Raw genomic sequence first — 12637 nt, 5'->3', positions numbered from 1 at the left:
GAGCCAAAGCGAAGGGCCGGGAGACGGTGCGGCATATCAACACCTCATCTCCGGCGGCACGCAGACGATCAGCCCTCAATGAGGTGCACAGCACGGACCTCGAAGGACGAGGACTGCGAAAGCTAACGACGACGCGTCTCCAATCTCCAAAAAGCAAAAGGCCGGCTTTCGCCGGCCTTTTCCCCCGCATCCCCCTTGAAAATTCTTAGCGAAGAGCGCCGACCAGAAGGTCGCGGCCGTTCTCGATGGTGACCCAACGGCCGGCATTGTAGCTCGACTGGCGCTTGACGAAGGTGTAGGGCGTCGCAAACCAGGGCTTCACGTCGGCTGCGAGATTGTCGAGCACGAAGTCGCCGTCGGCTGCGCGCAGCGTCAGGACGGCATGGCCTTCACCGTCAGGCTTGCGCACGACGGTCATCAGCAGGTCGGCGGCCGAAAAGCCGCGCTGGATCAGCATGCGGCGCTTCAAGAGCGCGAAATCCTCGCAGTCGCCGGCGGTCGTCGGATAGGCCCAGACCTCGTCCTTGCCGTAGATTTCCTTGTCGGTCATCGGTTTGATCGTGCTGTTGACCGTAGCGTTGACCGAGCGGACGAGCGACCACTTCGCAGGCGTCATCTCGACCGGACCCGCATTGCGGTTCGCGCCGCACTCACTGCTGTGGGTCTGACAGAAATCATAATGGCCGATCGGCTGAGAGGTGGCGTTGCCTGTTACCATGGAAGCATTTCTGCTTGGAGCTGGGATGGCGGCAGTCGCCATCGCAAACACGGCCGTCATGGCCACAAAGATACCCTTGAATCGCACGCCCGCCCTTTCCTCGATCGCCCCTTAAATTATTAACAAATTGTTAATGGAGAGGGCCGAGAAGAGTCAATCGTTACTTCTTGGGAGAGCGTTGCGACGCGCCAACATGGTTAAAATGCAACGGGTTGGCGGCTTGCGTTAGGGGAATTTCTCGGTCGGTGCTGTTCAAATGGGCATCTGCATATTTGTTGATGAACGAATGATGCCTTTGACGGCGCTGAGCAGAAGGGCGATATCGCCCGGGCGGGAAAGGCGGTGGTCGCCATCGCGGATGAAGGTCAGCACCACGTCGTCGGCGGGAAGGTGCTCCAGAAGCTTCATTGCGTGCGCATGCGGCACGTCGGGATCTTTCATGCCCTGAAGGATATGCACCGGGCAGCCCGTCTCGATCATGCCGTCGAGCACCCGGTTCTTGCGCCCGTCCTCGATCAGTGCCTGCGTATAGATGTTCGGTTCGGGGCTGTATTGCGAGCGCTCTTCGAAATAGCCGCGCTCCGCCAGCGACTTGCGCTCCTTGGCCTTAAGGTTCGGCTCGATCAGTTCCGACGTGAAATCGGGCGCCGGCGCGATCAGCACCATACCGGCGAGCTTCGGATCACCCTGTCGGGCGAGTTCCTGCGCCAGCCGGAGCGCGATCCAGGCTCCCATCGAGGAACCGACGAGAATGATCCTGTCTGGCGCAAGATGACGAATGACCGCAAGCGCTTCCTCCAGCCAGCGCGAGATCGTGCCGTCGCGGAAGCTGCCGCCGGAAAGACCGTGGCCTGAATAGTCGAAGCGGATGCAGGCGGCCCCGAGTTCGCCCGCCAGCTCGTCGAGCTCCAGGGCTTTGGTGCCGCTCATGTCCGAACGGTAGCCGGATAGCCAAACGAGAGACGGGACCGTATTGCCGGCTTGGGCGGGGCGGACGAGCATGGCGATTTCACGCGCCGCCTCGCCTTCACCGACCGTCATGAACTGGGGTTGGGTATTGGCCATCGGATCGGACATCGGCGAAACTCCTGTTGTTTTGGCCTATAAAACAGATTCTTGGCAGGCTGACAGCGGGTGATTTTTCCGCTATAGGGTGATATTGACTCCGTTGCAGCGATAACGAGATAGGTTTGCGCCCCTGATGATCCGGAGCGCGCGGCTGCAACGTTCTGAAACAACGCGAGGAGAATACGACCATTCGCAGACCTTTTAAGACCGATGCGCCCGTGAAGGACGGACCGCGCTCGAATCGTGAAATCCGCATTCCCAAAGTTCAGCTGATCGCGGCTGACGGACAGAATATGGGCGTCGTGCCCACCGACCAGGCCTTGAGAATGGCGGAAGAAGCCGGCCTCGATCTTGTCGAAATTTCCCCAAATGCCGAACCGCCGGTGTGTAAGATCCTCGATCTGGGCAAGCTGAAATATGCCAACCAGAAGAAGGCTGCCGAGGCGCGCAAGAAGCAGAAGATCGTCGAAGTCAAAGAAATCAAGATGCGCCCGAACATCGACACCCATGATTATGAGGTGAAGATGAAGGCGATGGGCCGCTTCTTCGACGAAGGCGACAAGGTCAAGGTGACGCTGAAATTCCGCGGCCGCGAAATGGCTCACCAGGAACTCGGCATGAAGCTTTTGCAGCAGGTCAAGGCGGATACGACCGAGATCGCCAAGGTGGAAGCCGAGCCCAAGCTCGAAGGCCGCCAGATGATGATGGTGCTGGCGCCGAAGTAAGCGCCAGTCACTTTTTGCCCAAGGCCGTCCGCAAGGGCGGCTTTTGTGCGTTCGGCCACCCTATCTTCGGCCCCTTTGTTTTATGCATGTCGTTATCCCGGAACCGCCGCACACTTCCGCGCGACATGCATAGCCGAAGATTCCTCCGCGGCCCCGTTGCACTTTCGTGACGCTGCGGTTATAAGCGCGCGTCCGAACTGACCGGCAGGGCATGCCGTGGCAGTTTCGAATGCTTGCGGAACGGTTCGTCGCTGATGCCGCAGATCAACAACAAACGCTCCCGCACCTTGTTGCGACGGCCGGAGAACCGGACTTCGCGAGGAGGGCTTTTTGATGAAGCGCGCAGGGAGGACAGAAGGAGTAGCAAAATGCCCAAGATGAAGACGAAGTCCGCTGCCAAGAAGCGGTTCAAGATCACCGCATCCGGCAAGGTCAAGGCGGCTGCCGCTGGCAAGCGCCATGGCATGATCAAGCGCACGAACAAGTTCATTCGCGATGCACGCGGCACGATGGTTCTCGCAGAACCCGATGGCCGCAAGGTCGTGAAGAACTATCTGCCGAACGGTCTCTGAGACTATTCCGGTAACGCGTTAGATTAAGGAGATCATGAAATGGCACGTGTAAAGAGAGGCGTCGCAGCCCACGCCAAGCATAAGAAGGTTCTGAAACAGGCGAAGGGCTTCTACGGCCGCCGCAAGAACACCATCCGTACCGCCAAGGCCGCCGTCGATCGCGCCAAGCAGTACGCCTACCGCGACCGCAAGGTCAACAAGCGCAATTTCCGCGCACTCTGGATCCAGCGCATCAACGCTGCCGTCCGCGAATTCGGCCTGACCTATGGCCGCTTCATCGACGGCCTGAACAAGGCAGGCATCGAAGTCGACCGCAAGGTTCTCTCCGACATGGCGATCCATGAGCCGGAAGCATTCGGCGCCCTGGTTGCTGCCGCTAAGAAGGCCCTTGAATATCTCAAGGACACCGGCACGGCGAACGAGTTTGAAGGCGCGGTTCGTTGAGCCGCGCGCGTTCGTAAGAACGCGCAAAGCTGGCTCAACTGCTTAAAGTGGCGCATGTACCTTTCGAGCGGGCTTCGCCCACACGGGACATGCGCTGCCAGCGCTTCCCAGGCTCTATGCTCTATTGAATTTTGGGAAACCCGCGCTGGTTTGGGCTAGCGCGGGTTTTTCTTTCTCTATACTCCTTGCGCCGGCCTCTCCAGCCTGCCTCTCGAACGCCGCCTGATCTGGACGGAAAGAAGACGATGTCAGATATCGACCAGCTTAAATCTTCCTTGCTTGCCGAAATTTCCGCCGCCGGTGATGAGCCCGCGCTCGAGGCCGTGCGCGTGTCCGCCCTCGGCAAAAAGGGCTCTGTCTCCGAGCTCTTGAAGACGCTCGGCACCATGACGCCGGAGGAACGCCAGACCCGCGGCGCGGCGATCAACGCCTTGAAGAACGAGGTGACGGACGCCATTGCTGAGCGCAAATCGGTGCTGAAGATGGCGGCGGTCAATGCCCGTCTTAAGGCCGAGACGGTCGATGTCAGCCTTCCGGTGCGCTCCTCGCCCGCCGAGCGCGGCCGCATCCATCCGATCAGCCAGATCGTCGACGAGATCACCGCGATCTTCGCCGACATGGGTTTCTCGATCGCCGAAGGTCCCGATATCGAGACCGACTACTACAATTTCACCGCGCTGAATTTTCCCGAAGGCCATCCGGCCCGCGAGATGCACGACACCTTCTTCTTCAATCCGGATGAGAACGGCGAGCGCAAGGTGCTGCGCACCCATACCTCGCCGGTGCAGGTGCGCACCATGGAAGCGCAGCAGCCGCCGATCCGCATCATCATTCCCGGCAAGACATATCGTCAGGATAGCGACGCCACCCATTCGCCGATGTTCCATCAGGTCGAAGGCCTCGTCATCGACAAGAAGGCCAATGTCGCCAACATCCGCTGGGTGCTGGAAGAATTCTGCAAGGCCTTCTTCGAGGTCGAAAGCGTGACGATGCGTTTCCGCCCGTCCTTCTTCCCCTTCACCGAGCCCTCCTTCGAGGTCGATATCCAGTGCGACCGCTCCGGCCCCATCGTCAAGTTCGGCGAAGGCACCGACTGGATGGAGATTCTCGGCTGCGGCATGGTCCACCCGAACGTGCTGCGCTATGGCGGGCTAGATCCGGACGAATATCAGGGTTTTGCCTGGGGCATGGGTCTCGATCGCATCGCCATGCTGAAATACGGCATGCCCGACCTGCGCGACTTCTTCAATGCCGACGTCCGCTGGATGACGCATTACGGCTTCCGCCCGCTCGACATGCCGACACTGTTCGGCGGTCTGAGCGCTTGAACGGAGATTTGGGACGATGAAATTCACGCTCTCTTGGCTGAAAGAGCATCTCGAAACGGATGCCACGCTGGATGAAATCTGCGCCCGCCTCACCGAGATCGGGTTGGAAGTTGAAGATGTCGACGACAAGGCGGCGTTCAAGCCCTTCGTCATCGCCAAGGTCCTCTCGGCGGAAAAACATCCGCAGGCCGATCGCCTGAAGGTGCTGATGGTCGATACTGGATCCGGCGCGCCGGTACAGGTCGTCTGCGGCGCCCCGAATGCGCGCGCCGGCCTCGTCGGTGCCTTCGCCGCACCCGGAACCTACGTTCCCGGCATCGACGTCACGCTTGCCGTCGGCAATATTCGCGGCGTCGAAAGCCGCGGCATGATGTGCTCCGAAAAGGAGCTGCAGATCTCCGACAGTCATGACGGCATCATCGAACTGCCCGAGGATGCGCCGGTCGGCCAGAGTTACGCCGCCTATATCAATCTCGACGATCCGGTCATCGAGATCAACCTGACGCCGAACCGGCCGGATTGCACCTCCATCCACGGCATTGCCCGCGATCTTGCCGCCTCTGGTCTCGGCAGGCTGAAGATGCGCCCCGCGCCGTCCTTTGCCGTCGAAGGCGAGACGCCGGTCAAGCTGACCCTCGATCTCGATGATCCCAGGCTCTGCCCCGGTTTCGCGTTACGGCTTGTGCGCGGCGTCAAGAACGGCCCGAGCCCGCGCTGGATGCAGCAACGGCTCACAGCCATCGGCCTGCGCCCGATCAACGCGCTGGTTGACGTCACCAATTACATGACCTTCGATCAGGGCCGGCCGATCCATGTCTTCGATGCCGCCAAGATCAAGGGCAATCTAACTGTCCGCCGCGCGAGGGAAGGTGAGACCGTACTGGCGCTCGACCAGCGCGAATACAAGCTCGGCCCGAACAATGTCGTCATATCAGACGAGGACGGCATCGAATCGATCGGCGGCATCATGGGCGGCGAACATTCCGGCTGCGACGACAACACCGTCGACGTGCTGATCGAATCCGCTCTCTGGGACCCGATGAACATTGCCAAGTCGGGCCGCAGCCTCGGCATCATCACGGACGCACGCTACCGATTCGAACGCGGCGTCGATCCGGAATATATGGTTCCCGGTCTCGAACGCACGACCGAACTGGTGCTGGAACTCTGCGGCGGCACCGCTACCAGGGCCGAGATTGCCGGCTATCGCGGCTACGAACCGAAGGTTGTCGATTTCCCCTATTCGGAGGTCAAGCGCCTGACAGGCCTCGAAGTCTCCAATGAGGAAAGCAACACGATCCTGACGCGTCTCGGCTTCACGGTCTCAGGCTCCGGCGAGAGGGTCTCCGTCGCCGTTCCCTCCTGGCGTCCTGATGTCGACGGCAAGGCCGATCTCGTCGAGGAGGTCATGCGCATCCACGGCGTCGACAATATCAAGCCGGCGCCGCTCGAAAGCCATGCCGCCGTCAATGGCCGGATCCTGACGACGCTGCAGATCCGCACCCGCACGGCGAAGCGGGCGCTCGCCGCGCGCGGAATGCTGGAGGCCGTGACCTGGTCCTTCATTCCAGAGGATCAGGCAAAGCTGTTCGGCGGCGGTTCGCCCGCGCTCAAGCTTGCCAATCCGATCGCCGCCGAAATGTCGGACATGCGCCCGTCTTTGCTGCCGGGCCTGCTGACCGCGGCTCAGCGAAATGCCGATAAGGGTTACGCCGACGTCGCCATCTTCGAAGTCTCCGGCACTTATGAAAACGACCGGCCGGAAGGCCAGCGCCGCGTCGCCGGCGGCATCCGCCGCGGCACGGCCTCACTATCAGGCGCCGGCCGAATGTGGTCGAACGCCGCCAAGGGCGGCGGCAAGCCGGTCGACGTCTTCGACGCCAAGGCCGATGCGCTCGCCGTCATCGAAGCCTGCGGCCTGCCGATGGGCAATATCCAGATCGAGCAGGGCGGCCCCGAATGGTACCATCCCGGCCGCTCCGGCACGATCAAGATGGGGCCGAAGATCGTGCTCGGCTATTTCGGTGAATTCCATCCGCTGACGCTGGAAGCCCTCGATGTCTCCGGTGCTCTTTGCGGCTTCGAAGTCTATCTCGATGCCATGGCGGAGCCGAAAAAGAAGGCGACCCGCACCAAGCCGGCGCTCGATCTGTCGCCTTTCCAGGCCGTCAAGCGCGACTTCGCCTTCGTCGTCGACAAGACGGTGGAATCAGGCGCGATCGTCAAGGCTGCGACCGGCGCCGACCGTAAGCTCGTCACCGGCGTCACCGTCTTCGACATCTTCGAGGGCGCATCGGTCGGCGAGGGCAAGAAGTCGGTAGCGATCGAGGTTCAGATCCAGCCGGTCGAGCGCACGCTGACGGACGAGGATTTCGAGGCGCTGACGCAGAAGATAGTGGCCAGCGTCGCGAAATTCACCGGCGGCGTCCTCAGAAGCTGAGAGAAGATAGATTGGACTGGTCGCGCGAGCGGCCGGTCTTTTCATGTGTGCAAATGATAGAGTTTGCTGACGATCACCCATCGGCCTTCGATCTTCAGCAGCGATAGATAGTCGGTGAAGCGCATTCCGGCGAAATCATCGGTGACCTTCACGCTTGCCGCGTCACCCTCGACATCGACGTTCTGAATGTCCATGAAAGGCTGCGTGCCGGGAGGGGCCGGCTCCTCGGCCAGGATTGCGGCGATGAATTCGTCCCGCGTCAGCCATTCGACGGCATTCTGGTAATAGCCGATGATCGAGCTTTTCGGGTGAAAGGCCTTCTTCAAGGCTGCCGCATTGGCGAAGGCCATGCCTTCGACATAGAGGTGAACCGTCTGCTCGACTGCCTGTCTGTCCGACATGTTTCCATCCCGTTCTCCAAGATGGCGTTAGATAGTTTCGCCGGCCGCGAAGGCAAGCCCGACCTGTGCGACCGGCCGGGCTTGTCCGTTCTCAAATGTTCGTCATGGCAAGCGAGGCATCCGAATAGCGCTTGCCCGCCACCTGTGCCGCTGGGATCGCCTCGCCGAGTTTATCGAGCTCCTCCGCGCCGAGCGTGATATCGGCAGCGGCGACGTTTTGTTCGAGGTGGTGAAGCTTGCGCGCGCCGGGGATCGGCACGATGTCGTCGCCCTGGTTCAGCACCCAGGCCAGTGCCAGCTGCGCCGCGGTCACGCCTTTTGCGGCGGCAAGCTTTTCGAGCGTTGCGACAAGCGCGGCATTGGCGTCGAAATTCTCCGCTTGGAAACGCGGTACCTGCCGGCGGAAATCGTCGTCGGCAAGGTCGTCGACCTTGCGGATCGCTCCTGTCAGGAAACCGCGCCCGAGCGGGCTGTAGGGCACGAAGCCGATGCCGAGTTCGCGGCAGGTGGCAAGCACATCCTCTTCGGGAGCGCGCGTCCACAGTGAATATTCGCTCTGAAGCGCTGCGATCGGATGGACCGCATGCGCGCGGCGGATCGTGGCGCTGCCGGCTTCCGAGAGGCCGAGGGCACGGACTTTCCCTTCCTTCACAAGCTCGGCCATGGCGCCGACCGTCTCCTCGATCGGCACGTTGGGGTCGACCCGGTGCTGGTAGAAGAGATCGATGGTTTCGATGTCCAAACGCTTCAGTGAGGCTTCGGCAACCGCACGCACATGTTCAGGACGGCTGTCGACACCGGCGATGGCGGCAGCGCCGGCCTGGCTGGTATCGATCTTGAAGCCGAATTTGGTGGCGATCACCACGCGGTCGCGGAAGGGCTTCAGCGCTCTTCCGAGAAGAACCTCGTTGGTGAAGGGACCATAGACTTCGGCCGTGTCGAAGAAGGTGACGCCGAGATCGACGGCGCGGTGCAGCGTCTTGACCGATTCCGCTTCGTCGCTGGCGCCATAGGCAAAGCTCATGCCCATGCAGCCGAGGCCGACGGCAGAGACCGTGAGATCGTTTCCGAGTTTTCTGGTTTTCATGATGCGCTCCTTTTCTGAGCTGACGTCGAACCGGTTGGGAGATCATTGCGGTACGGCCAGACTATATCGGCGCCGTATCAATCAAAAAATGCATGCAGTTTCTAACAACCTGTTCTATAATTTAGATCAATGAACAGAAGGCAACTCTCTCAACTCGCCGTTCTCGCCGCCGTCTCGGAACATCGCAGCTTCCGAGCCGCGGCCAAGGAACTGCTCGTCGCGCCGTCGGCGGTCAGCCACGCCATATCTAGCCTGGAGGAAAGTCTCGGCGTCAGGCTCCTGGCGCGCACGACCCGCAGTGTCGCGCCGACGGAGGAAGGTCGGCTGCTTCTCGAAAGGTTGCGTCCGGCGCTCGAGGAAATCGGTATCGCATTGGAGGCGGTCAACGATACGCGCGGCAAACCGGCCGGAAACCTGCGCATCACGGCGCCGCGCTTCGCCTCCGATATTCTGCTCGCCCCGCGCCTTGGCGATTTCCTCAATCTCTATCCCGATATCACGCTGGAGATCGCCAATGAGGACGGCTTCACCGATATCGTCAAGGAGGGTTTCGACGCGGGCATCCGGCTGGAGGAGAGCCTGGAGGCCGATATGATCGCCGTCAGAATCTCGCCCAATTTGACGACAGTGATTGCGGCCTCGCCCGAATATTTCGAACGCTATCCGAAGCCGCAGCACCCGCGTGATCTCGTCCATCATCGCTGCATCAAGCGACGCTTCACCAACGGCTCCATCTATCGTTGGGAATTCGAAAAGGACGGGCAGGAACTGATCGTCGCGGTCGACGGGCCGCTTGTCGTCAGCGAGGACCGGCTGGCCCTTCTTGCGGCGCTGAACGGCGCCGGTCTTGCCTATCTCTTCGATATGCGGGTGCATACTGAACTGTCGGCCGGCAGGCTGGTGCGGGTGCTGCAGGATTGGTGTGCGCCCTATCCCGGGCCGTTTGTCTATTATCCGAGCCGGCGGCAGATGCGGCCGGCGCTGCGCGCCTTTATCGATTTCTTCAGGTATGTGGAGAGGGATGCGGGCGGCCGGTGAGGGCCGCCGCTCGTTTGTCTCGTTTCGTCAGGCGGCTTTTGCCTTCTGGTTTGCCGCCGTCGTGGCGAGCTTGGTAAGGATCTTGTCGGTGGCCGTTTCCTCCTGCAGCGTCTGGTCGAGCAGCGCGACGACATCCTTCAGGCCGATCGTTGCGGCCCAGGTCTTCAGGGTGCCGTAACGGGCGATTTCATAGTGCTCGACCGCCTGGGCGGCGGAGATCAGCCCGGCATCCAGCGCCGGTGTGCCCTTGAATTCTTCCATGATCTCTTCGCCCTCGGCGATAATGCCTTGGATCGCCTCGCATGTCTTGCCCTGGGCGCGCTTGCCGATCTTTTCAAAAACCTGCTGCAGGCGCTCGACCTGGGCTTCGGTTTCCTCGAGATGCTTCTGGAAACCGGCCTTCAGTTCGGAGGACTGGGCGGCGCGCGCCATCTTCGGCAGGGCGCGCAATATCTGCCGCTCGGCAAAATAGATGTCCTTGAGCGTGTCGTAGAAGAGATCTTCCAACGTCTTTTCCTTGGCCATTTTCTCGATCCTTGTTTTGGGAAAGGCCGCGAACGCGGCGACACACTAAGAAGCAAAGATCGCGCAATTTGTTCCCGACCGATTTCGGGTGGACTGGAAAACCGCGCCGGGCAATCATCCTGCCGCCGATGTGGAGGAAGAAAAGCTCATGCGAAAGCCGGGTTCGATGAAAGGTCTGGAGGATCTCGGCCGCGTACGGCTGTCGCAAAACTTCTTCTTCCGCGATTTCCTCCATTCCGAAATCGCCGATTTCTACCGAATCCCCAATATCCCCGAGGATCCCGATCTAGCGATCGAAGCCGGCACGCAGCTTTGCGAGGAACTGCTGGAGCCGCTCGAAGCGACGTTCGGGCGCCTGCACATCCGCTCCGGTTACCGCTCGCCTGAGGTCAACCGCTTCGGCAACGCGAACAATCTGAACTGTTCCACCAATGCCGCCACCGCTGCGCATCACATCTGGGATCTCAGGGATTTCGACGGCTGCATTGGCGCCGCCGTCTGCATTGCCGTGCCGTGGGTGATCGACCGCTATCGCGATGAAAGCGACTGGCAGCGGCTCGCCTGGTGGATCCACGACCATCTGCCCTACGCCACGCTCTGCTTCTTCCCAAAGCTTTGGGCCTTCAATATCCAATGGCATGAACGGCCGAAGCGGGTGATCCAGAGCTATGTCAGGCCGCGCGGCATCCTGACCAAGCCGGGCATGGCGAACTGGGAGGGTGATCACGGCGCTTTCTATGAGGGATTCCCTTCACTCAGAAACTGATGCGGTAGCGGATGTGACCGTCGCTTTCGACATAGCTGTCATAGAGCGCGCGGGCCGTTTTGTTCTGCTCGCTCGTATGCCAATAGAGCCGCGACCAGCCCTTCGCCTTGCAGAGCGCGATGAGATCGTCCATCAGCACCCGGCCGACGCCCTTGCCGCGCGCATCGGGATCGACGAAGAGGTCTTCGAGGTAGCAGTCCCTGCCGCGGATCCAGGTGCCCTCATGCGTCAGGAAAAGAGCAAAGCCCATAATCCTGCCGTCGACCTCGGCGACGCGCATCGCGATCGCGGAGGCCGGATCGAAGACCCGGCGCCATGTCTGGTCGGTGATATCTGCATCGACAGTCACCTCGTAAAAGGCGAGATAGGCGGCCCAAAGTTCGCGCCAGCGGGCTTCATCCTCGGGGCGGGCATCACGTATCGTTGCGGTCATGGCTCTGTTCTTTCAGCGCCGGCTTCGTCGAGCAGCGCCACTGCGTCGTGGGAAAGGGAAAGTGTCGCCGACGTCACCAGGCTTTCGAGCTGTGACAGGCTGGTCGCGCTGGCGATCGGCGCCGTCACGCCCCTCTTGCGCAACAGCCAGGCAAGCGAGATTTCCGCCGGCGTGGCGCCGGTCTCGGCAGCCACCTTGTCGAGCGCGGCGAGAATGCCCAGGCCCTTTTCATCGAAATACTGCGAAACGCGGCCTTCGCGGGCCCGTCCCTGCGTATCGGCCTTGCTGCGGTATTTGCCGGTGAGAAAGCCGGCGGCGAGGCCGAAATAGGTGATGACGCCGATATCCTGACGAACGCAGAGGTCGGCAAGCGGCCCTTCGAAACTGGCGCGTTGGTAAAGATTATATTCCGGCTGCAGCACATCATAGCGGGGCAGGCCTGCCCTCTCGGCTGCTTCGAAGGACGCCTGGAGCAGATCCGCGTCATAGTTCGAGCAGCCGATGGCGCGGATCTTGCCCTGCTGCTTCAGCTTTGCAAAGGCGCCGAGCGTTTCCTCGTGCGGTGTGTCGGCATCCGGCCAATGCGCGAGATAGAGATCGATATAGTCGGTCTGCAGCCGGCGCAGCGACGCCTCGACCGCCTTCAGAATATAGCTCTCCTTGAGCGTCTTTCCCTCGCCCATGTCCGAGCCCACCTTGGTAACGATGATGGCTTTGTCGCGGCCAACCTTGGCCTGTTTCAGCCAGCGTCCGATGATCTCCTCGGAATCGCCGCCCTTGCTGCCGGGAACCCATGCGGAATAGACGTCCGCCGTATCGACCGTGTTGAGCCCGGCATCGAAAAATGCGTCGAGAATGGCGAAGGATGTTTTCTCGTCGGCCGTCCAGCCGAAGACATTGCCGCCGATGACGATCGGTGCGACCGAAAGACCTGTTTTCCCAAGCCGGCGCAGTTCCATAAGGCTCTCCAAAATGGGTGAAATATAAAAGGCTGTGTTGAATCGCGGATACGGCAGAACGCCGTTTGGCCAAGTTAGCGCGATCCCGGCACTAGGCAAACCCGACTTCTGCAATTTCATGTCGCACCATTGC

Annotated in this window: 14 protein-coding genes; 7 read left to right on the top strand and 7 right to left on the bottom strand. The window is 60.9% G+C overall.

Features of this window, described 5'->3' with window-relative positions:
* Positions 1-205: 205 nt before the first annotated feature.
* Entirely contained in the window at positions 206-805 is a 600-nt protein-coding gene (locus CO660_RS16085; protein WP_097599539.1) for a transglutaminase-like cysteine peptidase, read from the bottom strand.
* Positions 806-970: 165 nt separating this feature from the next.
* A complete protein-coding gene (locus CO660_RS16080) occupies positions 971-1795 on the bottom strand; it encodes an alpha/beta hydrolase (RefSeq protein ID WP_097599538.1) in 825 nt (274 codons plus the stop codon).
* Positions 1796-1974: 179 nt separating this feature from the next.
* Here CO660_RS16080 and infC point away from each other — a divergent pair, with 179 nt between their 5' ends.
* From infC to pheT, 5 genes are all read left to right on the top strand, one after another.
* Positions 1975-2511: a translation initiation factor IF-3 gene (infC, locus tag CO660_RS16075; RefSeq protein WP_073990355.1), complete on the top strand. Its 537-nt coding sequence runs from the start codon at positions 1975-1977 to the stop codon at positions 2509-2511.
* Between the two features lie 368 nt (positions 2512-2879).
* Positions 2880-3083 (top strand): 50S ribosomal protein L35, encoded by a 204-nt coding sequence (gene rpmI, locus CO660_RS16070; protein WP_011423646.1) that lies wholly within the window; start codon positions 2880-2882, stop codon positions 3081-3083.
* A 39-nt stretch (positions 3084-3122) separates the two neighbouring features.
* Positions 3123-3527 (top strand): 50S ribosomal protein L20, encoded by a 405-nt coding sequence (gene rplT / locus CO660_RS16065; protein WP_097599537.1) that lies wholly within the window; start codon positions 3123-3125, stop codon positions 3525-3527.
* Positions 3528-3772: 245 nt separating this feature from the next.
* Positions 3773-4855, top strand: a complete 1083-nt coding sequence (gene pheS / locus CO660_RS16060; RefSeq protein ID WP_097599536.1) for a phenylalanine--tRNA ligase subunit alpha — start codon at positions 3773-3775, stop codon at positions 4853-4855.
* 16 nt (positions 4856-4871) lie between these two features.
* Positions 4872-7295, top strand: a complete 2424-nt coding sequence (gene pheT / locus CO660_RS16055; protein WP_097599535.1) for a phenylalanine--tRNA ligase subunit beta — start codon at positions 4872-4874, stop codon at positions 7293-7295.
* A gap of 41 nt (positions 7296-7336) precedes the next feature.
* On the opposite strand, the gene CO660_RS16050 is transcribed toward pheT, so the two are convergent.
* Positions 7337-7696, bottom strand: a complete 360-nt coding sequence (locus CO660_RS16050) for a nuclear transport factor 2 family protein (RefSeq protein ID WP_011423650.1) — start codon at positions 7694-7696, stop codon at positions 7337-7339.
* 91 nt (positions 7697-7787) lie between these two features.
* Positions 7788-8783: an aldo/keto reductase gene (locus tag CO660_RS16045; protein ID WP_097599534.1), complete on the bottom strand. Its 996-nt coding sequence runs from the start codon at positions 8781-8783 to the stop codon at positions 7788-7790.
* Positions 8784-8912: 129 nt separating this feature from the next.
* Between CO660_RS16045 and CO660_RS16040 the strand changes: the two genes are divergently transcribed.
* Positions 8913-9821, top strand: a complete 909-nt coding sequence (locus CO660_RS16040; protein WP_097599533.1) for a LysR family transcriptional regulator — start codon at positions 8913-8915, stop codon at positions 9819-9821.
* A gap of 27 nt (positions 9822-9848) precedes the next feature.
* Here the strand turns inward: CO660_RS16040 and CO660_RS16035 are convergent, their stop codons facing one another.
* Positions 9849-10346: a ferritin-like domain-containing protein gene (locus CO660_RS16035; RefSeq protein ID WP_085776628.1), complete on the bottom strand. Its 498-nt coding sequence runs from the start codon at positions 10344-10346 to the stop codon at positions 9849-9851.
* A 148-nt stretch (positions 10347-10494) separates the two neighbouring features.
* On the opposite strand from CO660_RS16035, the gene CO660_RS16030 reads away from it, so the two are divergent.
* On the top strand, positions 10495-11112 hold the full coding sequence (locus CO660_RS16030) for a hypothetical protein (RefSeq protein ID WP_097599571.1): 618 nt from the start codon (positions 10495-10497) through the stop codon (positions 11110-11112).
* On the opposite strand, the gene CO660_RS16025 is transcribed toward CO660_RS16030, so the two are convergent.
* Both CO660_RS16025 and CO660_RS16020 read right to left on the bottom strand, forming a co-directional pair.
* Complete coding sequence (locus tag CO660_RS16025) at positions 11102-11545, bottom strand: GNAT family N-acetyltransferase (RefSeq protein ID WP_097599532.1); 444 nt, start codon at positions 11543-11545, stop codon at positions 11102-11104. The two genes, CO660_RS16030 and CO660_RS16025, sit on opposite strands and share 11 nt — an antisense overlap.
* Positions 11542-12504 (bottom strand): aldo/keto reductase, encoded by a 963-nt coding sequence (locus CO660_RS16020; protein WP_097599531.1) that lies wholly within the window; start codon positions 12502-12504, stop codon positions 11542-11544. Before CO660_RS16020 ends, CO660_RS16025 begins: the two co-directional genes overlap by 4 nt.
* Between the last annotated feature and the right edge of the window lie 133 nt (positions 12505-12637).

Source organism: Rhizobium sp. L9, from assembly GCF_002531885.1.
Lineage (GTDB): Bacteria > Pseudomonadota > Alphaproteobacteria > Rhizobiales > Rhizobiaceae > Rhizobium.
This window is presented reverse-complemented; position numbering and strand designations above follow the sequence as displayed.